Here is a 20,522-nt window from a genome sequence, read left to right on the forward strand (position 1 = left end):
CGGCGGCACGGGGCGATTCGGCCATGAAGTTCCTCGACGAAGCCAAGATCTTCCTGAAGAGCGGCGACGGCGGGAATGGCTGCGTCGCCTTCCGGCGTGAGAAGTTCATCGAGTTCGGCGGCCCCAGCGGCGGCGATGGCGGCCGCGGCGGCGACGTCTGGATCGAGGCGGTGGACGGGCTCAACACCCTGATCGATTACCGCTACCAGCAGCATTTCAAGGCCGAGCGCGGCCATCACGGCATGGGCTCCGACCGGTTCGGCGCCGCTGGGGCCGATGCCGTGCTGCGGGTGCCGGTCGGCACCCAGGTGCTGGACGAGGACAAGGAGGAGGTGCTGGCCGACCTGACCGAGGTCGGGCAGCGCCTCCGGCTGCTCAAGGGCGGCGACGGCGGCTTCGGCAACGCCCACTTCAAGACCTCGACCAACCGCGCCCCGCGCCGTTTCGATCCCGGCTGGCCGGGGGAGGAGCGCTGGGTCTGGCTGCGGCTGAAGCTGATCGCCGATGCCGGGCTGGTCGGCCTGCCCAATGCCGGCAAGTCCACCTTCCTGGCCGCCACCACCGCGGCGAAGCCGAAGATCGCCGACTACCCCTTCACCACGCTGCACCCGAATCTCGGCGTGGTCCGCAGCGACGACCACGAGTTCGTGCTGGCCGACATCCCCGGCCTGATCGAGGGCGCGCATGAGGGCGCCGGGCTGGGCGACCGCTTCCTCGGCCATGTCGAGCGCTGCAACGTCCTGTTGCACCTGGTCGACGGCACCCAGGAGGATGTGGCCGAGGCCTATCGCGTGGTCCGCGAGGAGCTTGCGGCCTATGGCGGCGGCCTGGCCGGCAAGCCGGAGATCGTCGGGCTGAACAAGACCGACGCGCTGGACAAGGAGACGATCGCGGCGCGGCTGAAGGCGCTGAAGGCCGCGGCCGGCCGCAAGGCGAAGGTCGTGACCCTGTCCGGCGCGACCGGCGGCGGCGTGCAGGACGTGCTGCGCCTGCTCTGGGCCCGCATCGCCGAAAGCCGCCCGGCCCCGGCCGAGGAGGAGGCGGCGCCGGCGGACATCACCCCATGGGCACCGACCGACTCCGACTGAGCGGCCGGGGCCCGGAGAAGCCGATGGCCTTCGATGCTCCTTCGCACACGCTCGACGACGCGCAGGTGGAGCGGTTCATCGAGGACGGATTCGTCCGGATCGACCGCGCATTCTCCCGGGATCTGGCCGAGCAGGGGCGCGCCATCCTGTGGCGGGACCTGCCCGGCGACCCGCAGGACCCGAAGACCTGGGCGCAGCCGGTCGTCCGGCTCGGCTGGTACGGGCAGGAGCCGTTCCGGCAGGCGGCGAACACACCGGTCCTCCATGCCGCGCTGGACCGGCTGGTCGGCGAAGGGCGGTGGCAGCCGCGCGCGGATCTCGGCACCTTTCCGGTCCGCTTCCCGGCCCGTAAGGCGCCGAACGACGACGGCTGGCATGTCGATGTCAGCTTTCCCGGTGACAGCAGCGACCCCAACGAACGCCAGGACTTCTCGTCCTGGCGGGTGAATGTCAGCTCGCGCGGCCGTGCGCTGGTGATGCTGTTCCTGTTCTCCGATATCGGCCCGGACGACGCGCCGACGCGGCTCAGGGTCGGCTCCCATATCGACATGGCCCGGTTCCTCGAGCCGGCGGGGGAGGCGGGCCTCGCCAGCCCGCGGGTCGACCGGGTCGGCGCAGGCCGGCCGGAGGTTCTGGCGACGGGCGAGGCCGGCACCGTCTATCTGTGCCACCCCTTCATGATCCACGCGGCACAGAAGCACCGCGGGGCGGAGCCGCGCTTCCTGGCGCAGCCCTCGCTCGGCCTGGCCGAGCCCTATCGGCTGGAGCGGCCGGACGGCACCTATTCCCCGGTCGAGACCGCGATCCGCCGGGCGCTCGGCCGGGCCTGAGGGCGCCGTGCCGCGGCGAGGGGAGGGCGGGTCGCGGAACGGCTTTGCCCGCGGCGGGCCGAGAGGCTAGGAAGAAGCCTCTCTTTTCGTCCGTCGAATGCCGCCATGACCGCTTCCCTCGCCCAGGCCCGCCGCATCGTCGTCAAGGTCGGTTCCGCCCTGCTGGTCGACCCGCGCACGGGGCAGCTGCGCCGCGCCTGGCTCGATGCGCTGGCCGACGACGTCGCCCGCTGCCGCGCCCGCGGGCAGGAGGTGGTGATCGTCTCCTCCGGCTCGATCGCGGCGGGGCGTGAGCATCTCGGCCTCAAGGGCCGTGCGCTCAGGCTGGAGGAGAAGCAGGCGGCCGCCGCCACCGGCCAGATCCGGCTGGCCCACGCCTATCAGGAGACGCTGGCCCGGCACGACATCACCGTGGCGCAGATCCTGCTGACCCTGCAGGACACCGAGGACCGCCGCCGCCACCTGAACGGCCGGGCGACGATCGAGACGCTGCTGCGGCTCGGCGCGGTGCCGGTGATCAACGAGAACGACACGGTGGCCACGGCCGAGATCCGCTTCGGCGACAACGACCGGCTGGCGGCGCGGGTGTCGCAGATGATCTCGGCCGACACGCTGGTGCTGCTGTCCGACATCGACGGGCTGTACACCGCCGACCCGAAGCGCGATCCGACCGCGACGCTGATCCCGGAAGTGGGCGAGCTGACGCCGGAGATCGAGGCGATGGCCGGCGAGGCGCTGCCCGGCTATTCCTCCGGCGGCATGGTGACGAAGCTGGTGGCCGCCCGCATCGCCATGGGCGCCGGCTGCCGCATGGTCATCGCCATGGGGAAGGAAGCGGCGCCGCTGCAGCGCATCGAATCCGGCGCGCCCTGTACCTGGTTCGTGCCGGGGGCGGAGCCGCGCACCGCCCGCAAGCGCTGGATCGCCGGGTCGCTGAAGCCGGTCGGGTCGGTGGTGATCGACGCCGGCGCGGCCAGGGCGCTCGCGGACGGGCGCAGCCTGCTGCCGGCCGGGATCACCGCGGTCGAGGGCAGCTTCCGCCGCGGCGACGCGATCGCGGTCAAGGACGGCGACGGCCGGGTGCTGGCGCGCGGCCTCTCGGCCTATGATTCCGACGATGCCGACCGCATCCGCGGCCACAAGAGCCGCGAGATCGAGGCCATCCTCGGCTATCGCGGCCGGGACGAGATGATCCACCGCGACGACCTGGTGCTGGGGTAGGGCCGTAGGTTGGGTTCGCGGCCACGCGAACCCAACAGGAAATGAGCCGGCGCCCGATGTTGGGTTCGCCCGAGAGCGAACCCAACCTACGCATCCTTCGTCAGATGATCCCGGTACCGTTTCCGCAGCTCGGACTTCAGCAGCTTGCCGGTGGCAGTGTGCGGCAGCTCGTCGACGAACACCACGTCGTCCGGCCGCCACCATTTCGCGACCTTGCCGTCGAACCAGGCCAGGATCTCTTCCTTGGTCGGAGCAGCGCCCTCTTCCGGCACCGCGATCAGCACCGGCCGCTCGTCCCATTTCGGGTGGCGGGCGCCGATCACCGCGGCCTCGCGCAGCTTCGGGTGGCCGACGGCGATGTTCTCCAGCGCGATCGAGCTGATCCATTCGCCGCCCGACTTGATCACGTCCTTGGCGCGGTCGACGATCTCGACATAGCCGCTGCCGTCGATGGTGGCGACGTCGCCGGTGCGGAACCAGCCGTCCGGGGTGAAGGCGGGATCGTCGTCGCGGCCGAAATAGGCGGCGGCGACCCAGGGGCCGCGCACCAGGATCTCGCCGAAGGCGATGCCGTCTGCCGGCACGTCGCGGCCCTCGGCGTCGGCAATGCGCAGCCGGATCCCTGGGATCGGCCGGCCCTGCTTGCGCTTCAGCGCGCGCTGTTCCGCCTCGTCCCGGCCCAGGGTCTCCGGCTTGGGCGCGTTGAACAGGCCGATCGGGCTGGTCTCGGTCATGCCCCAGGCATGGCCGATCTCGACGCCATAGTCGCGCTCGAACGCCTCGATCATCGGCAGGGGACAGGCCGAGCCGCCGATCACCAGCCGCGGCGGGCGGGCGAAGCGGCCGCCGCTCTCGCGCAGATGGGCCAGGAGGCCGAGCCAGATCGTCGGCACGCCGGCCGAGAAGGTCACGCCGGTCGCCTCGATCAGCCGGAACAGCGAGGCGCCGTCCAGCCGCGGCCCGGGCAGCACCAGCGACGCCCCGGCCAGCGGCGCGACGAAGGGGATGCCCCAGGCGTTGACGTGGAACATCGGCACCACCGGCATGGCGGTGTCGGTGGCGCGCAGCCCGAAGGCGTCCGGCTGGTTCGCCGCATAGGCGTGCAGCAGGGTCGAGCGGTGCGAGGACAGCACGCCCTTCGGCTCGCCGGTGGTGCCGGAGGAATAGCAGAGGAAGGCGGCCGTGTTCTCGTCCAGCACCGGCCAATCGAAGGCGTCCGGATGGCCGGCGATCAGCGCCTCGTAATCCAGGATCTCGAAGCGGGCGGCGAGGGCGGCCAAAGCGGGCGCTACCGGCTCGGCCGGCGGTTCCAGCAGCACCAGGGTCTTCAACGCCGAGGGCAGCCGGTCGCCGAGCCCGGCCAGGATGGGCAGGAACATCGGGTCGAGGAACAGATGCGTGTCGCCGGCATCGCCGAGGATGTAGGCGATCTGGTCCGGGAACAGCCGCGGATTGACCGTGTGGCACACCGCTCCGATGCCGCTGACGCCGTAGTAGAGCTCGAGATGCCGGTGGTCGTTCCAGGCCAGCGTCGCCAGTCGCTCGCCCCGGGTCACGCCGCGCCCGGTCAGGGCGTGCGCCAGCCGGGCGGTGCGGACGGCGATCTCGGGATAGGAGTGCGTGACCGTGCTGCCGTCGCGGCGCTGGGTAACGATCCGAGAGTGCCGGTGCAGCCGGGCCGCGTGGTCGAGCATCGATCCGATCTGCAAGGGTTCGCGCTGCATCCGGCCGAGCATCGAATCCTCCCCTCATTGCAGCGGCGCGCCGCCTTTCACAGAGGATAAGGGGAAAGCCGGCCGAAGCCACAGGGAAAACCGGGGGAAAGCAGCCGCTTGACAGGCATGGACAGGTCCGGACACCGTTGCCGAAATCGCGGCGGCACGGACCGCGCGGTTGTCTCCGGGGAGGGCAGAGTCTAAGAACCGCAACAGCCGCGCGGCACTGCAACGCCGTGCGGTCGACAAAGATCAGGGATGTGGAGGCATATGATGCGGGTTCTGGGAGCGTTCGTTGCCGGCCTGATGGCCGTGGGAAGCCTGGCCGCCGCGCCGCAGGGGCACGCGGCCGACCTGCTGAGCCAGGTGAAGTCGTCCGGAGAGCTGGTCGTCGGCACCGAGATGCAGTTCGCGCCGTTCGACTTCTCCGAGGACGGCGAGCACAAGGGGCTGAACGTCGAGGTGTTCGACGAGATCGCCAAGGAGCTCGGGGTCAAGATCACCTTCGTCGACCTGCCCTGGGACAGCGTCCTGCCGGGGCTGGAAGCCGGCAAGTTCCAGGTCGTCGCCGGGCCGGTGACGATCACCAGGGCGCGGATGGAGCGCTACCGCTTCACCTCGCCGATCGCCGACGCCTCGGTCGCCCTGCTCAAGCGGGCCGGCGACACCTCGGTGGCGAAGCCCGAGGACATCGCCGGCAAGATGGTCGGCGCCGGCAAGGCCTCCTCGCAGCTCGAGCAGCTCAAGGCCTATGCCGCGACCCTGCCGGGCGGCGCCGAGATCCGCGAATATGTCGACAACAACCAGGCCTATGCCGATCTTGCGGCCGGCCGCATCGTCGCCGTCGGCAACTCGCTGCCGAACATCGCCTATGTGGCGCAGCAGCGGTCCGAGACCTTCGAAGTCGTCATGCCTCCCTTCGGCAAGAAGGTCTATTTCGGCTATCTCGGCCGCAAGGATGCCGACACCGCGCCGCTGCTCGACGCGATCGACGCCGCCCTGGCCAAGATGAAGGCCGACGGTCGCCTCGCCGCGATCCAGAAGAAGTGGTTCGGCGTCGAGATGGATGTGCCCGCCACGGTGACCGACCCGAACGTCTGAGACCGGTTGCCTGAGAGGGTCCGGTGTTCAGCACGGCTGTCATCCTGAAGAGCCTGCCGCTGCTCGTGAAGGGCGCGGGCACGACCCTCTGGGTCTCGGCCGCGTCGCTCGGGCTCGGCTTCCTGCTCGCCGTCGGCATCTGCCTGCTGCAGCTGTCGCACCGGCCCGGGCCGCGCCGGGCCGGCACGCTCTACATCAGCTTCTTCCGTGGCGTGCCGCTGCTGGTCCAGCTGCTGCTGGTCTTCTACCTGCTGCCCTTCATCGGCATCGACGTGCCGCCGCTGGTGGCGGCGATCGCGGCGCTCGCGCTCTGCACCGCGGCCTATATGGCGGAGATCCTGCGCGGCGGCTTCCTCGGCGTGCCCGGGGGCCAGCTGGAGGCGGCGCGGCTGCTCGGCTTCCGGCCGTCCCAGGTGCTCTGGCGCATCCGGGTGCCGCTGGCGCTGCGCCTGACCATGCCGGCGCTGGTCAACGAGTGCACCATGATCCTGAAGGCCTCGTCGCTGATCTCGGTGGTCGGGGTGGCGGAGCTGACGCGGGTCAGCCAGAACATCGTCGCCACCAGCTACCGGCCGCTCGAGATCTATCTCGCCGGCGGTGTGCTCTACCTTGTCCTGAACCTCGCTCTGTCCGGCCTCGGCCTGTGGCTGCAGCGGCGGCTGGGGGCCGGGCGATGAGCTTCGATCCCGCCGTCATCCTCGACCGCCGGGACGAGGTGCTGTCCGGCCTCGGCGTCACCCTCGGCACCTGGATCGTGGGCGTGGCCATCGGCCTCGTCCTCGGCTTCGTCCTGGCGCTGATGCAGCGCGGGCTCGGCCGGGTCGTCCGCGCCGCGGTGCGGGTGGTGATCGAGGTGGTCCGCGGCACGCCCTTCCTGGTGCAGCTCTTCATCCTTTATTACGGCGGGCCCAGCTTCGGCCTGGTGCTCGACCCGATCGAGGCCGGGCTGCTCGGCCTCGGCCTCTATGCCGGCGCCTATTTCGCCGAGATCTTCCGCGCCGGGTTCGAATCCGTGCCGAAAGGCCAGGCCGAGGCCGCCGCCTGCCTGGGCATGGGCCGCGCCACCATCCTGGTGCGGATCGTGCTGCCGCAGATGCTGGTGGTGATCCTGCCGGCGCTGGTCAATATGGTCATCCTCCTCAGCAAGGAGACTGCGATCCTGTCGATCGTCACCATTCCCGAGCTGACCTTCGTCATCCGCGGCATCGGCGCGGAGACCTTCGCCTTCGTCGAGACGACGCTGGCCCTGGCGCTGATCTACTGGGGCCTGGTCGAGGTCGCCGCCGGCTTCGGCCGCTGGGCCGAGCGCCGGGTCGGCCGCTTCCTGGTGCCGGCGTGATGACCCAGCGGGCCCTGATCCAGCTCAGCGGTGTCACCAAGCAGTTCGGGGCGACCCGGGTGCTCAAGGGCGTCGATCTCGAGATCGACCAGTCGGAGGTCGTCTGCATCGTCGGCCCCTCCGGCTCGGGCAAAAGCACGCTCTTGCGCTGCATGGTCTTCCTCGAGGAGCACGATGCCGGCGAGATCCGCATCGACGGCGAGCCGATCGGCTTCGTCACGAAGAACGGCAAGCGCCAACGCATGGGCGAGGCCGGGATCCGCAAGGCGCGGCGCAATGTCGGCATGGTGTTCCAGCAGTTCAACCTGTGGCCGCACATGACCGCGCTGGGCAATGTCGCCGAGGCGCTGATCCGCGTCCGCCGGCTGCCCCGGGTCGAGGCGCAGCGGAAGGCCCAGGCAGCGCTCGACCGGGTCGGGCTGGCCGGCAAGGGCGGCTCCTACCCGTCGCAGCTTTCCGGCGGCCAGCAGCAGCGCGTGGCGATCGCCCGGGCGCTGGCGATGGAGCCGGAGATCATGCTGTTCGACGAGCCGACCTCCTCGCTCGACCCGGAGCTGGTCGGCGAGGTGCTGGAGGTGATGCGCGCTTTGGCCCGCGACGGCATGACCATGGTGGTGGTCACGCATGAGATGGGCTTCGCCGCCCAGGTCGCGACCTCCGTCGTGTTCGTCGATGAGGGCCGGATCCTGGCCAAGGGGCCGCCGCGGCAGATCTTCCTGGAGGACGGGCATCCCCGGATCCGCCAGTTCCTGGACAATTACCGCCAGCGCAACGCCTTCTGGCAGGATGCACCGATCGAAGCAGTGGGAGGATGAGATGACCGAGACGCTGGGCCTTCCGATCGTCGACTTCGCGCCGGTGGTCGCCGGCGACCCGGCGGGCACGGCGGAGGCGGCGCGGCAGATCCACGACGCCTGCACCCGGGTCGGCTTCTTCTACATCCGCAACCATGGCGTGGAGCAGGATGTGATCGACGCGGCGGTCGCCACCATGCGGCGCTTCTTCGACCTGCCGGTCGAGACCAAGCGCCAGGTCAAGGTGAACCAGCGCCACCGCGGCTTCCACGAGATCGGCGGCGCGCTGATGTACGGGGCCAAGAAGCCCGACTACAAGGAGTTCTTCTCGGCCGGGCTGGAGCTGCCGGAGGACGACCCCGACGTGCTGGCCGGCCAGGCGCTGCGCGGCCCGAACAACTGGCCGTCCTTCATGCCCGAGGTGCAGCGCGACTTCTACCGCTACTACGAGGCGATCGGGGTCTGCGGCGCCCATCTGCTGCGGGCCGTGGCCCTCAGCCTCGGCATCGCGCCGGACTTCTTCGCTGCGCGCTACGCCAAGCGCATGCAGCGCACCCAGGCGGTGTTCTACCCGCCGCAGCCGCCCGATCTCGGCGCCGAGCAGTTCGGCGTGGCGCCGCATACCGACTATGGCTGCATCACCCTCCTGTGGCAGGACCAGACCGGCGGGCTGGAGGTCCAGCGCAAGGACGGGCCGTGGATCGACGCCGTGCCGGTCGAGGGCACCTTCGTGATCAATGTCGGCGACCTCCTGGCGCGCTGGTCGAACGACCGTTTCGCCTCGACCCCGCACCGGGTGGTCAACCGCAGCGGCCGCAAGCGCCTGTCGATCGCCACCTTCTACGACCCGACCTATACGGCCACGGTCGATCCGCGCGACCTGAACCTGGGGCAGGGGGAGGAGGCGCACTACCCGCCGGTCGCAGCCGGCGACTACATCGTCGGCCGGATCAACGATTCCTTCAAATACCGCCAGAAGGCGTGACGGTACGGGCAGCAGGCAGGTTGGTCAGACCCGGGTGGCCAGGTATTCCCGGTCGACGGAGGAGTCGTGCACCCGGGGGTCGTAGCCGTAGATGTGCAGCGAGACCGCGACCGCGTCGCTGTCATTGACCATCTGGTGGATGTTGGGCTGTGACGTCGCCAGGCTCGCCATGTCGCCCGGCTGGTGGACGGTTTCCCAGGTTTTCGCCACCCGGATCCCGTCGAAGGCCCGGAAGCGGATCTCGGTCAGGCTGCCGGCGACGATGCCGAAGGCGCAGGCGCAGTGATGGTCGTGGATTGCGGTCCTCGCGCCCCGATCCCACACCATGGCCCAGATGCTGGTCCCCGCATCGCTCCACAGCAGGTTGCGGGCGTAGCTGCCGGGCCGGCGCTCCAGGTCGAGATCGCAGATCAGCTCGGGGTGGGCCGCGAAATGCTCCAGCATCGCCTCGGGCGAGCCGCCGAAATCCGGCAGGGTCTTCAGCATCGCGCCCTGCCACCGGGCGGTGGCGCGGAAGGCCTCTGCTGCAGCTGCGTGGGTCATGGTCCGGCCTGCCTCTCCAAATATGGGGACAGCGTATGCCGGGCCGGCGGGAATCGGCTTGCGTTGTTGCCGGAGATTGGCCGTTCCGTGGAAAATGTTTTTCGGGATTCGCCATTCTGATAGAAGTTGGTTCCATGATCGGCTTCTCGGGCGACGCCGCCCATGCGCCGCACAGAAGGAAGCCCCATGCCATGGCTCCGCCGACGCCCAAGCTCGACGAGATCGATCTCAGGATCCTCAAGGCCCTGCAGGCCGATGCGACGATCGCGCTGGCCGATCTCGCGGCGCAGGCCGGCGTCTCCGCCACGCCGTGCTGGCGCCGGGTGCAGAAGCTCGAACAGGCGGGCATCGTCCGCAAGCGCGTGGCATTGCTCGACAGGACGGCCCTCAATGTCGGCGTGACGGTGTTCATCGCGGTGCGGACGAACCAGCACACGGTCGAATGGCTCGAACGTTTCAGCCGTGCCGTGCGCGACCTTCCGGAGATCGTCGACGTCTATCGCATGAGCGGTGAGATCGACTACCTGCTCAAGGCCCATGTCGCCGACATCGGCAGCTACGACGCGCTCTACAGGAAGATCATCGCGCGGATCGAGCTCGCCGACGTCACCTCCATGTTCGCCATGGAGGAGATCAAGTCGACGACCGAGGTCCCGCTCACCTTCGTCGTCCCTTGAACCCGGCTGGCATCCGCACAAAAACAAGCCGCGGGGGACCGCGGCTTGGTTGAGGTCGTTAGGAAGCGGAAGGGTGCAGAAGGTACTGCACGAGGAACTATACCATAAATTCAGCAAGTGTGGAGTGTTTTTCTAAAGGATCGACGCGAGGTGATTGATCGGACAAAGAAAAATTGCCATACAATTCGGCTTGCATTTCATCATCAATACTATAGAGGCCGATCTTGACGCCAAGATGCGAAGTTGTTCTCTATATCTCTGATTCGGAAAGATTTTAGGCGGCGGGCTTCGGCAGCGGCACGGTCAGCGTGGTCCGCGTGCCGCCGTTCCGGACAATGGTCAGGGTGCCGTCCAGGCGGCGGACCATGGCCTCGACCAGGGTCATGCCGAAGCCACGCCGGTTGCCGTCGTCCGGCCGGCCGTCATCGATGATCACCAGGGCCAGGCCGTCCGCGTCGGTGCGGTGCAGCGACACGGCGATGCGGCCGCCGCGGCCGTCACGGAAACCGTGCTTCAGGCTGTTGGTGACCAGCTCGTTCACGATCAGGCCGAGATGGATGGCGCTGTCCAGCGGGATCTGCTGCCGCGGCGCCTCGACCGTCAGCGCCACCGGGCCGGTGCTGGCGGCGAAGGCGGATTGCAGATGGGCGCACAGATCCTGGACATAGTCGCCGGCATCGATGTGGGACAGGTCGTCCGACCGGTACAGCTTCTGATGCACCAGGCTCAGCGACTGGATGCGGTGGCCGACCACCGCCAGCTCCTCCCGCACCGCCGCGTCGGTGGCGCGCGAGGCCTGCAGGTTGAGCAGGCTGGAGATGATCTGCAGGTTGTTGTTGACGCGGTGATGCACCTCCCGCATCAGCACGTCCTTCTCCTCCAGGCTGGCCCGCAGCGCCCGCTCCACCTCGCGCAGCTGGGCGTTGGCGGCGATCAGCTGCTCCTCGCGCTGGCGCAGCTCGGTCAGGCTCGCGATCTGCTCCACGGTCTGCCGGTGCACCTCCTCGAACGGGTCGACGCCGGTCTCGCCCGCCAGCGCCGCCATGGTCCGGTGCGCCAGCGCCGTCGGCTCGCTGCCGGCGGCGGCGGGCAACTCCTTGCGCATCACCAGCCGGACGACTCCGCGGGCGTGGCGCAGCTCGACCGAATCCATCAGGGCCCGCACCGCCGCGGTGTCCAGGCGCGGCCGCTGGGGCTGTCCCTGGCCCGGCGTCCGGCGCGGCGCGGCCAGAACGATCTCCAGCGCCGTCGGCGGGCCGTCGGTGACCAGCAGCGACAGGTTGGCCTGCTCGAACCGGGCCAGGAAGCTGCGCGTCATGGCCGATGCGGCGGCGACGATCCGCACCCGGTCGCGGCCGTCGAAGCCCAGCTCGGTCGCCACCAGCCGGACGCGCTGCCGGGCCGCGATCACGTCGCGTTCCTCGCGGGTGTCGATGGCTGTGATCAGCGCGCTGGCCATGGCGTGGGCGCCGTTCAGCCCGGTCGCCGCGCCGCGGTCACGCCGGCGCGAGCGGGGGATGCATCGCCAGGGCCTGGCCGATCACCGAGACCAGCGCTTCCGGCCGGAACGGCTTGGTGACGACGAAGGTCGGCTCCAGCCGCTCGCCGGTCAGCAGCCGCTCGGGGAATCCGGTGACGAAGACCACCGGCACCGAGATGTCGTTCAGGATCTCCTGCACCGCCTCGATGCCGCTGTCGCCGCCCTTGAGCTGGATGTCGGCCAGCACGATGTGCGGCGACTCGCGCCTGAACAGGGCGACCGCCGCCGCATGGTCGGCGGCGGTGCCGCAGACGGTGTGGCCCATCTCCTCGACGATGCGGGCGATGTCCATGGCGATCAGCGGCTCGTCCTCGACGATCAGGATGCGGGCCGGGTGCTGGCGCTGCATCTCGCGCCGGGCGGCGTCCAGCTGGTCGCGCACCTCCGCTTCCGGCAGGTGCAGGATGAAGCCGACATCCTCGAAGGAGAAACCTTCCAGCGACACCAGCAGCAGCACCTGGCGCTGCGTCGGCGTCAGCTGCGACAGCCGGGTCTCGACCGGCACCAGCCCTTCCAGCGGCGCTGCGGCGCCCTCGTCGTCGGTGGCGTGCAGCAGGGTGCAGACGTCGTGGAACACGGCGAACAGCTGGACCCGCAGGTTGCCGTCCGCCGGGACCCGCTGCGGATCGGCCAGGATCGCCTCCAGGAACACCCGCATGTACTGGTCGCCCCGCTCCTGCGACCCGACCAGGGCCCGGGCATAGCGCCGCAGGTAGGGCAGGTGCTTCAGGATCTCCTGCGAAGTGCCGGTCATCGCGTCCACCTTCGAATTCGGAAGGGCTTGCCCGTCGAGCGCTATGCTTAACGGCCGTCGCCCCGGATCGCAATCCGTTCCAATGCCGCAGAACCTGTCCGTGGACAAGGGGTGGCACAGGAACTTCCATCCCGGTCGAGGATTGGTAATGTAGCGCACCACCACTGGCCGAAGCAGAGCGGGATCGAGTGTTGATGAACCGACGGCGGGGCGAGCGAACGCGGAGGCGGGATGCGGGGGCGCGGCCGACCGAACCCGGCCGGCCGGCACCGGACCGCCTGAAGCGGCCGCCGCAATTCGACAACTGGCTCTCGCAGCAGCTCCGGACGTTGTACGATCCGGTGCTGGAGGAGCCGTTGCCGGACGATCTGGTGCGGATGCTCGAAAAGGGCGCCGAGGGCGCCGACAAACCGGAGGAGGACGAGGATCGCTGACCGAGACAGGCCGGGCGGATCGCGGATGGGCCGAATTTCTGCCTTATTCGGTGCCGACAGTTCCGACCGCACCGCCATGGATCCCGCGTGGGCGGCACCGCCGTCGGCGTCAACAAGGAGGGGAATGTGCCATTCGACTTTCACGCCGAGCTGACCAAGGCGATCCCGCATCTGCGGGCCTTCGCCCGTTCGCTCAGCGGTGATGCGGATCGCGCCGATGATCTGGTCCAGGACGCGATCCTTCGCGCGCTCCGGGCCGAGAGCCAGTTCACGCCGGGCACCAACTTCCGGGCCTGGATCTTCACCATCCTGCGCAACCAGTACGTCAACCAGCTGCGGCGCCGCAAATTCGTGGCCGAGCCGAAGGATGGGGTCGATCTCGACCTGCTCTGGGTGCCGCCGTCGCAGGATTCGAAGCTGGAGTTCCAGGATTTCCGCCGGGCGCTGATGATGCTGACGCCCGATCAGCGCGAGATCCTGCTGATGGTCGGCGCCTCGGGCTTCAGCTACGAGGAGGCGGCGGAGATCTGCAACTGCGCCGTCGGCACGGTGAAGAGCCGCCTGTCCCGGGCCCGGCGCGAGCTGTCGAGGCTGCTCAGCGCGGGGCGAGGATTGGCGAGACGAGGCGACTTCGCAGGCGAGCGGCGCGGACGCGGAGCCGCCGCGGCGCCGGCGAAAATGACGCGCCCTCGTCTCGCCGGGCAGCCCGCGTCGCGGCGGACGGCGTAGCGGCCGTCGCTTGATTGTCCTGTTGCGGTGAAGCGGGCGGCCTCCGGGCCGCCCGATCCGTTTCAGGTGTGCGGTTGAAGGGCGGCCCTTCCCCTCGTTGTCATGCCCGGGCTTGACCCGGGCATCCAGAGACTGTCGATGCCGCTCTGGGTGGCCCCTGGATTGCCGGGTCAAGCCCGGCAATGACAGCAGAAGGGAAACCGCGCTCCTCCAGTGCCTACCGCTTCCCCGACTCGCGCGTGGTCATCTCGCTGACGATCGGGCTGGTCGCCGGGCGGTTGACGAAGGGCTCGCGCGCCTGCGCCGGCAGGGCCTGGCGGCGGGTCATGCGCCAGGCGGTGAAGATCGCGGTGACGGTGGCGATGGCGGCGCCGTGCAGGAACAGCCCCTGCGGCCCGACCCAGCCCATCACGGTCGATGCCACCAGCGGCCCGGCGCAGGCGCCGACGCCCCAGCACAGCAGCAGGCTGCTGGACAGCGCCACGGCGGTGCCGCGCGGCGCCAGGTCGTTGGCATGGGCGACGCAGATGCCGTAGGTCGAGATCGAGGCCGCGCCCCACAGGCCGAACAGCACCCCCAGCAGCCAGTCCGACTCCGGCCGCGCCAGGGCCAGCGCCAGCGACACCAGGATGGTCACGACGCTGGCGCCGAGCATGACGCTGCGCCGGTCGACCCGGTCGGACAGCCGGCCCAGCGGCCACTGGGCCAGCAGGTTGCCGACCTGGGACATGGCCGGGATGGCGCCGGCGAGGCCGACGGTGAGCCCGACCTGCAGCCCCCAGATCGGGCCGATCGAGGCGACGGCGCTGTTGATCAGCCCGCTGGAGACGCAGCCGATCACCGCGGCCGGCGCGATCCGGTACAACTGGCGCAGCGGCAGGGTGCGGATGGCGGCGATCGACGGGGTCGGCGCCCGGGTCATCGCCACCGGGATCAGCGACATCGAATAGAAGGCCGAGGCGATCATGAACAGCCCCAGCACCACCGGGCCGCCGGTGACCAGCAGCACGAACTGGCCGCCGACCAGCGCCACCTTCTGGACGATGGTGTAGACCGAGAACACCCGGCCGCGATGGGCGTTGGGCGTCATCTCGTTCAGCCAGCTCTCGGCCACGGTGAACAGCCCGGCGGAGCAGAAGCCGGTGACCAGCCGCAGCGCCATCCACCAGGCCGGGTCGGGGGCGAGTGTGAAGCTCAGCGCCGTCACCGAGGTGGCGGCGGCATAGGCGGCGAAGGCGCGGATGTGGCCGACCGCGCCGATGATCCGGGTCGACAGCACGCAGCCCAGCAGGAAGCTCAGCGAATGCGCCGTGGCCACCGCGCTGAAGGCCTGGATCGAATATCCGGCCTGGGTCAGCGAGATCGGCAGGATGGTGACCAGGATGCCGTTGGCGATCTGCAGGACGGAGATGCCGAGGATGATGGCGGCGACGGGCAGGTAGAGGGCAGGCATGGTCCGGGCGGCGTCGGGCGTTTCCCGGCAGCCAAGCGCGGCCCGGCGAGGCGTGTCAAACGGCGTGATCGAAGGGCAGCCCCGATTGGTCCGGCATGGCCTGATCGGACGGGTTCCGGCCCGCCCGACATCGGGCTAGGGTGGCGGGCACAACCATGAGAAGGGGCATGCGGGGGGTGGTTGCAACCAGGCTCGGGCCGTGGAAGCTGCAGGTCGTGGTGGCGGCGGTGTTCGCCGTCATCGTCCTGGCGATCGCGGGCGGGCTGATCTGGTTCAACCACGGTGAGGTGACGAAGCTGGTCCGCGCCGATGCGGCGGCTCGCTTCGACCGCGTGGTCGAGCGCGTCCACAACACCTTCCGGAACGCGCTGCACCTGGCCGATGTGGTGCTGGACACGGCGACGCTGACGATCGAGACCGACGACGTCCCGGAGGACCGTCTGGGCATGGTCCTGGGCGGCACGCTGCGCGACCTGGAGCAGGCGCTGCCGGCCGCCACCGCCTTCTACGTCGCCTGGGTCGACGGCCGCTTCGTGCTGGTGCAGTCGCTGGCGGATGCCGCCCTGCCCGAGGTGCCGGCGGCATCGCTGCCGGGCGCCGCCTATGCGCTGCAATTCGTCGAGCGCGCCGGGGCCGGGACCGTTGCCCGCTGGGTGGTGACCGACGCGGCCGGGCATCCGCTGGGCGAGCCGAGAACCCTGCCCACCGACTACGATCCGCGCGTCCGGCCCTGGTACACGCAGGCGATGGCGGCGGCCGGGCCGGTCATGACCCAGCCCTATCGCTTCAGCAATATCGACGAGGTCGGGGTCACCCTGGCGCGGCGGTCGCGCCTGGCCGATGACGTGGTGTTCGGGGTCGACATCAGCCTGGCCGGGCTCGACCGCACCCTGGCGGAGCTGCGCCGGGCGCCCGAACTCGAGCTGGTGATCTTCGACCGGGCTTCGGGCGCCCTGATCGCCCATCCCGACGGCGTCCGCTTCCGCACCGCCTTCCGCGAGCGCCGGGCCGACCATCTGCCGCGCCTGGCCGATCTGGGCTCGCCGATCCTGGCGGAGCTGTACCGCAGCTTCCAGGCCACCCATACCGGCCGAAACCTGACCGGCACGCTCGGCGACCGGACCTATCTCGAACGCTTCGAGCCGGTCGGGCCGGGCATGCCGGACGTGGTGCTCGGCCTCGCCTATCCCTATGACCTGGTGGTCGGCCCGGCCGACCGCATCCGCTTCACCTCGCTGCTGATCGGCGTCGGCGCCACCATCCTGGCGCTCGGCATCGTCCTGGCCGCTTCGCGCGCCCTGGCCCGGCCGCTGCGCCGGGTGACGACGGAGCTCGGACAGATCATGCGGTTCGACTTCCACGGCAGCGGCACGACGGGGTCGCGGATCGAGGAGATCCGGTCGCTCTCCTCGGCCATCGACGTGCTCGGCCTCACCCTGCGCAGCTTCGCCGCCTATGTTCCGGGCCAGATCGTCCGCGGCATCCTCGGTCGGACGCTGGTGCCCGCGCTGGGCGGGCGGCGCCAGCCGGTCACGGTCCTGTTCTCGGACGTGGCCGGCTTTACTGCGCTGGCCGAAGGCCTGCCGCCGGAGGAGCTGATGGAGCGCACCTCGCGCTATTTCGGCGCGGTGGGGGAGGAGCTGATCGCCGGCGGCGCCACGATAGACAAATACATCGGCGACAGCGTCATGGCGTTTTGGAACGCCCCCGAGGAACAGCCGGACCATGTCCGCCTGGCCTGTCTCGGCGCGCTCAGGGCCGCGGCGCGGGTCGACCGGCTGAACGCCGAGTTCGAGGCCGAGGGCCGCATCCCGATGCCGACCCGTTTCGGCCTGCACACCGGCGAGGCGGTGGTCGGCAATGTCGGCTCGGTCGACCGCATGAACTACACGGCGCTCGGGCATACGGTGAACGTGGCGGCGCGGCTGGAGGCGCTGAACAAGATCCACGGCACCACCATCCTGGTCAGCGAGGCGGTCCGGCAGGGGGTGGGGGAAGAGTTCGAGTTCCGCTTCGTCGGCAACGAGGTGCCGCGCGGCGCCCGCGAACCGGTGCCGATCTACAGCCTGGTCGGGCTGCGCGAGGAGACGGAACGCCGGCCGCAGCCCGCAGCCTAGGGTTGAGGGCCGATATAGCGGGCGCGGGGTCGGATCAGCCGGGCCGCGGCGTACTGCTCCATCACATGCGCCATCCAGCCGACGCTGCGGCCGAGGGCGAAGACCGCCAGCGGCGCCTCCGGCGGCAGGCCGGTCAGCCGGGTCGCCAGCACCAGGGCGAAGTCCATGGTCGGGCGCTCGCCGGTCAGGTCGAACACGGTTTCGACCAGGGTCTCGGCGACCGCCAGCTCCGGCGCGTCCGGCACGGTGGCGACGATGCGGTCCAGGAGGTGCTGGCCGCGCGGATCGCCGTCGGGATAGAGGGGATGGCCGAAGCCGGGCAGGTCCTCGCCGCGCTGCAGCCGCTCCACCACCATGCGGCGGGCGTCGGCGGCGCTGAGCACCAGCTCCAGGAAGGCGCCGGTGCGGGCGCTCAGGCCGCCGTGCAGCGGTCCGTTCAGCGCCGCCAGGCCGGCGGCGACCGCGGCATGCGGCGAGGCGCCGGTCGAGGCGGCGATGCGGGCGGCGAAGGTCGAGGCGGTCAGCTCGTGGTCGGCGCACAGCACCAGGGCCCGGCGCAGCAGGTCGGCGCCGGCGGGTGCCCCCCAGGCCTCGGCCAGACCCTCATGCGCCGGTGCGGCCGAGGCCGGGCGCCGCAGCATCACCGCGGTCAGCCAGCGCAGCAGGCGCGCCCCGGTGCGCTGCAGCCCGGCGGCGGAGCGGGCGAGGGCGCGGTCGTCCTCGACGCTCAGCGCCGGCAGCACCGCCATGGCCCGTTCCAGCGGCGGCAGCCCGCCGGCTTCGGCTGCGATCTGTGCGGCGGCCGGCGGCAGCGGCGCCGCCGATGCGGCGAAGGGATCGTCGGCGGCGACGGACCAGAGCAGCCCGGCGACACTCTCGAGCGTTGCGCTCTCGGCCAGCCGCACCGCGTCGCGGCCGCGGTAGTAGAGCCGCCCGCCGGCGACCAGGGTGATCGCCGATTCCAGCACCGGCTGGCCCCAGTAGAGCGGCGGCGGCGCCGTCTCGGGTTCGGATTTCCGGGCCAGACGGCGGATGTCGGCGGCGGCGTAGCGGCGCTGGCGGCGGCCGGGCTCGGCGATCGAGCGGATCATGCCGCGGCTGACATAGGCGTAGAGCGTGGCCAGGCTGACCCCCAGCTCCGCCGCCGCCTCGCTCGCCGACAGTGTGGGTTCCTGGATCATGGCAGATCGACGCCTACATAGGTTGGGTTCGCGGGCACGCGAACCCAACACCCCGACATCCGGCGACATTGTCGGGTTCGCCGTGGGCGAACCCGACCTACGAGGTGGCGCATCATCCAGATAGATTGATCGCATCTATCAAGATTGACAATCTATCCTCTTGGCTCGACCTTTTGTGCACTGCGAAGAAGGAGGTCGAGATGACGACAGGACTGGACGGAATCGTCGCCGCCGAGACGGTGATGAGCCTGGTGGACGGACAGCGCGGCGTGCTGGTGATCCGCGGCCTGCCGGTCGAGGAGGCGGCGCGGACGCTCGATTTCGAGGGCGTTCTGGCGCTGCTGTGGGACGGTTTCGCCGACACCGCCGACCTCAAGCCCCGGCTGGGTGCCGCCCGCGCCGCGGCCTTCCGCCATGTGCCGCGGCTGCTGCCGGCCGCCGCCGGGCTGCCGCCGATCGACGGGCTGCGGGCGATGATCGCCGGCCTCGCCGATGATGCCGACGGCTCGCCGCTCGGCCTGGTCGCGGCCATGCCGGTGTTCCTGGCGGCGCTGGTGCGCCACGCCCAGGGCAAACCCCTGGTGGCGCCCGACCCGAAGGCCGGCCATGCCGCCGACCTGCTGCGCATGCTGGCGGGCAAGCCGGCCGACCCCAAGCTGGCGCGGGCGCTCGACGCCTATCTCGTCACCGTGTCCGACCACGGCCTGAACGCCTCCACCTTCGCCGCCCGCGTCGTGGCCTCGACCCTGGCCGGCACCGTGGCCTCGGTCACCGCCGCGCTCTGCGCGCTCAAGGGCCCGCTGCATGGCGGCGCGCCGGGGCCGGTGCTGGATATGCTCGACGCGATCGGCATCGGCGCGGCCGCGCCCGGCTGGATCAAGGCGGAGCTTGCGGCCGGCCGCCGGCTGATGGGCTTCGGCCACCGCATCTACCGCACCCGCGACCCGCGCGCCGACGTGCTGAAATCGGTGGTGGCGGGCCTGTCCAGCCCGCGCATCGCCATGGCCGAGACGGTGGAGAAGGCGGCGCTCGTCGCGCTGCACCGGCACAAGCCGGACCGGCCGCTCGAGACCAATGTCGAGTTCTACACCGCGCTGCTGCTCGACGCCGTCGGGCTCGACCGGTCGCTGTTCACCCCGGCCTTCGCCGTCGGCCGCGTCGCCGGCTGGACCGCCCATATCCTGGAGCAGGAGCAGTCCGGCCGGCTGCTGCGGCCCGACAGCCGCTATGTCGGCCCGCAGCCCAGCCTGGCGGCGTAGGCCCGATCACCAGGCCGTATAGCCCCCGTCCGGCCCCAGGATGGCGCCGGTGAAGAAGCCGGAGGCGTCGGCCGCCAGGAACAGGGCGGTGGCGGCGATCTCCCAGGGCTCGCCGCAGCGGGCCATCGGCGTCATCTCGATCCACTGGTCGTACCACTCCTTCTTGGTGCGGCCGGCGAGCGTCATGTCGGTGGCGATGTAGCCCGGGGCGATGGCGTTGACCCGCACCCCGTGCGGCGCCCATTCGCAGGCCAGCGACTTGGTCAAGAGGTGCACCGCGGCCTTGCTGGCGTTGTAATGCGCCTGGCCCTGCGGCTTGTTGACGATGATGCCGGACATCGAGCCGATGTTGACCACGCTGCCGCGCCCGGCCGCCACCATGTGCCTGCCGAAGGCGCGGGCGCACCAGAAGACGGCGTTGACGTTCAGGTCCATGACCTTGCGCCATTCCTCGTCGCTGGTCTCCAGCGCGTCGCTGTTGCGGGCCATGCCGGCGTTGTTCACCAGGATGTCCACGCGGCCGAGCCGCGACCGGACGTCGTCGGCCGCCTTGGTCACGGCGTCGGGATCGGTGACGTCCAGCCTGATGAACTCGCCGCCCACGGCCTTGGCGGTGTCGGCGCCGATATCCGCCAGGATCTCGGCCACCACCACCTTGGCGCCGGCCTCGGCCAGCGCCTCGCAGGTCGCCCGGCCGATGCCGCGGCCGCCGCCGGTCACCACCGCCACGCGGCCGGAAAGGTCGAATTTCTCGCGGTACAT

The 20,522-nt window shown here is 70.5% G+C and carries 20 protein-coding genes; 13 read left to right on the plus strand and 7 right to left on the minus strand.

Annotation, left to right across the window (positions count from 1 at the left end):
* The first annotated feature begins 23 nt into the window (after positions 1-23).
* The 3 genes from obgE to proB all read left to right on the plus strand — a co-directional run bounded on the left by obgE (position 24) and on the right by proB (position 3,139).
* The gene (gene obgE / locus ACFW16_RS27255) at positions 24-1,088 is read left to right on the plus strand and encodes a GTPase ObgE (protein ID WP_380311041.1); all 1,065 of its coding nucleotides are present in this window, start codon (positions 24-26) and stop codon (positions 1,086-1,088) included.
* 23 nt (positions 1,089-1,111) lie between these two features.
* Complete coding sequence (locus ACFW16_RS27260; protein ID WP_380311043.1) at positions 1,112-1,918, plus strand: hypothetical protein; 807 nt, start codon at positions 1,112-1,114, stop codon at positions 1,916-1,918.
* A 105-nt stretch (positions 1,919-2,023) separates the two neighbouring features.
* Positions 2,024-3,139, plus strand: a complete 1,116-nt coding sequence (proB, locus tag ACFW16_RS27265; protein WP_380311045.1) for a glutamate 5-kinase — start codon at positions 2,024-2,026, stop codon at positions 3,137-3,139.
* A gap of 86 nt (positions 3,140-3,225) precedes the next feature.
* Here the strand turns inward: proB and ACFW16_RS27270 are convergent, their stop codons facing one another.
* A complete protein-coding gene (locus tag ACFW16_RS27270; protein WP_380311047.1) occupies positions 3,226-4,875 on the minus strand; it encodes a long-chain-fatty-acid--CoA ligase in 1,650 nt (549 codons plus the stop codon).
* Positions 4,876-5,127: 252 nt separating this feature from the next.
* On the opposite strand from ACFW16_RS27270, the gene ACFW16_RS27275 reads away from it, so the two are divergent.
* From ACFW16_RS27275 to ACFW16_RS27295, 5 genes are read left to right on the plus strand one after another with little or no spacing between them, the layout of a single operon-like run.
* Positions 5,128-5,955 (plus strand): transporter substrate-binding domain-containing protein, encoded by an 828-nt coding sequence (locus tag ACFW16_RS27275; RefSeq protein WP_380311049.1) that lies wholly within the window; start codon positions 5,128-5,130, stop codon positions 5,953-5,955.
* A 23-nt stretch (positions 5,956-5,978) separates the two neighbouring features.
* On the plus strand, positions 5,979-6,632 hold the full coding sequence (locus tag ACFW16_RS27280; RefSeq protein WP_380311051.1) for an amino acid ABC transporter permease: 654 nt from the start codon (positions 5,979-5,981) through the stop codon (positions 6,630-6,632).
* Positions 6,629-7,294 (plus strand): amino acid ABC transporter permease, encoded by a 666-nt coding sequence (locus ACFW16_RS27285; protein WP_380311053.1) that lies wholly within the window; start codon positions 6,629-6,631, stop codon positions 7,292-7,294. The genes ACFW16_RS27280 and ACFW16_RS27285 overlap by 4 nt, the downstream gene beginning before the upstream one ends.
* The gene (locus tag ACFW16_RS27290; protein ID WP_380311055.1) at positions 7,294-8,109 is read left to right on the plus strand and encodes an amino acid ABC transporter ATP-binding protein; all 816 of its coding nucleotides are present in this window, start codon (positions 7,294-7,296) and stop codon (positions 8,107-8,109) included. Before ACFW16_RS27285 ends, ACFW16_RS27290 begins: the two co-directional genes overlap by 1 nt.
* 1 nt (position 8,110) lies before the next feature.
* Positions 8,111-9,073: an isopenicillin N synthase family dioxygenase gene (locus ACFW16_RS27295; protein WP_380311057.1), complete on the plus strand. Its 963-nt coding sequence runs from the start codon at positions 8,111-8,113 to the stop codon at positions 9,071-9,073.
* 24 nt (positions 9,074-9,097) lie between these two features.
* Here the strand turns inward: ACFW16_RS27295 and ACFW16_RS27300 are convergent, their stop codons facing one another.
* On the minus strand, positions 9,098-9,616 hold the full coding sequence (locus ACFW16_RS27300) for a cysteine dioxygenase (protein ID WP_380311059.1): 519 nt from the start codon (positions 9,614-9,616) through the stop codon (positions 9,098-9,100).
* Positions 9,617-9,651: 35 nt separating this feature from the next.
* Here ACFW16_RS27300 and ACFW16_RS27305 point away from each other — a divergent pair, with 35 nt between their 5' ends.
* Positions 9,652-10,293, plus strand: a complete 642-nt coding sequence (locus tag ACFW16_RS27305) for an Lrp/AsnC family transcriptional regulator (protein WP_380311061.1) — start codon at positions 9,652-9,654, stop codon at positions 10,291-10,293.
* Positions 10,294-10,567: 274 nt separating this feature from the next.
* On the opposite strand, the gene ACFW16_RS27310 is transcribed toward ACFW16_RS27305, so the two are convergent.
* The gene (locus ACFW16_RS27310) at positions 10,568-11,752 is read right to left on the minus strand and encodes a sensor histidine kinase (RefSeq protein ID WP_380311063.1); all 1,185 of its coding nucleotides are present in this window, start codon (positions 11,750-11,752) and stop codon (positions 10,568-10,570) included.
* Positions 11,753-11,789: 37 nt separating this feature from the next.
* Positions 11,790-12,587 carry a response regulator gene (locus tag ACFW16_RS27315; RefSeq protein WP_380311065.1) on the minus strand — a complete coding sequence of 266 codons (798 nt, stop codon included), beginning with the start codon at positions 12,585-12,587 and terminating at the stop codon, positions 11,790-11,792.
* Between the two features lie 194 nt (positions 12,588-12,781).
* On the opposite strand from ACFW16_RS27315, the gene ACFW16_RS27320 reads away from it, so the two are divergent.
* Positions 12,782-13,021, plus strand: coding sequence for a NepR family anti-sigma factor (locus tag ACFW16_RS27320; protein WP_380311067.1), 240 nt, complete (start codon positions 12,782-12,784; stop codon positions 13,019-13,021).
* A 126-nt stretch (positions 13,022-13,147) separates the two neighbouring features.
* Entirely contained in the window at positions 13,148-13,750 is a 603-nt protein-coding gene (locus tag ACFW16_RS27325; RefSeq protein ID WP_380311069.1) for a sigma-70 family RNA polymerase sigma factor, read from the plus strand.
* 217 nt (positions 13,751-13,967) lie between these two features.
* Here the strand turns inward: ACFW16_RS27325 and ACFW16_RS27330 are convergent, their stop codons facing one another.
* Positions 13,968-15,203, minus strand: coding sequence for an MFS transporter (locus ACFW16_RS27330; RefSeq protein WP_380311071.1), 1,236 nt, complete (start codon positions 15,201-15,203; stop codon positions 13,968-13,970).
* A 167-nt stretch (positions 15,204-15,370) separates the two neighbouring features.
* Between ACFW16_RS27330 and ACFW16_RS27335 the strand changes: the two genes are divergently transcribed.
* Positions 15,371-17,320: an adenylate/guanylate cyclase domain-containing protein gene (locus ACFW16_RS27335; RefSeq protein WP_380311074.1), complete on the plus strand. Its 1,950-nt coding sequence runs from the start codon at positions 15,371-15,373 to the stop codon at positions 17,318-17,320.
* Here the strand turns inward: ACFW16_RS27335 and ACFW16_RS27340 are convergent.
* Positions 17,317-18,501: a citrate/2-methylcitrate synthase gene (locus ACFW16_RS27340; protein WP_380311076.1), complete on the minus strand. Its 1,185-nt coding sequence runs from the start codon at positions 18,499-18,501 to the stop codon at positions 17,317-17,319. The two genes, ACFW16_RS27335 and ACFW16_RS27340, sit on opposite strands and share 4 nt — an antisense overlap.
* 200 nt (positions 18,502-18,701) lie before the next feature.
* Between ACFW16_RS27340 and ACFW16_RS27345 the strand changes: the two genes are divergently transcribed.
* Complete coding sequence (locus ACFW16_RS27345) at positions 18,702-19,760, plus strand: citrate synthase/methylcitrate synthase (RefSeq protein ID WP_380311078.1); 1,059 nt, start codon at positions 18,702-18,704, stop codon at positions 19,758-19,760.
* 6 nt (positions 19,761-19,766) lie between these two features.
* Here the strand turns inward: ACFW16_RS27345 and ACFW16_RS27350 are convergent, their stop codons facing one another.
* Positions 19,767-20,522: an SDR family NAD(P)-dependent oxidoreductase gene (locus ACFW16_RS27350; RefSeq protein WP_380311080.1), complete on the minus strand. Its 756-nt coding sequence runs from the start codon at positions 20,520-20,522 to the stop codon at positions 19,767-19,769.

This window comes from Inquilinus sp. NPDC058860 (genome assembly GCF_042743185.1).
GTDB lineage: Bacteria > Pseudomonadota > Alphaproteobacteria > DSM-16000 > Inquilinaceae > Inquilinus.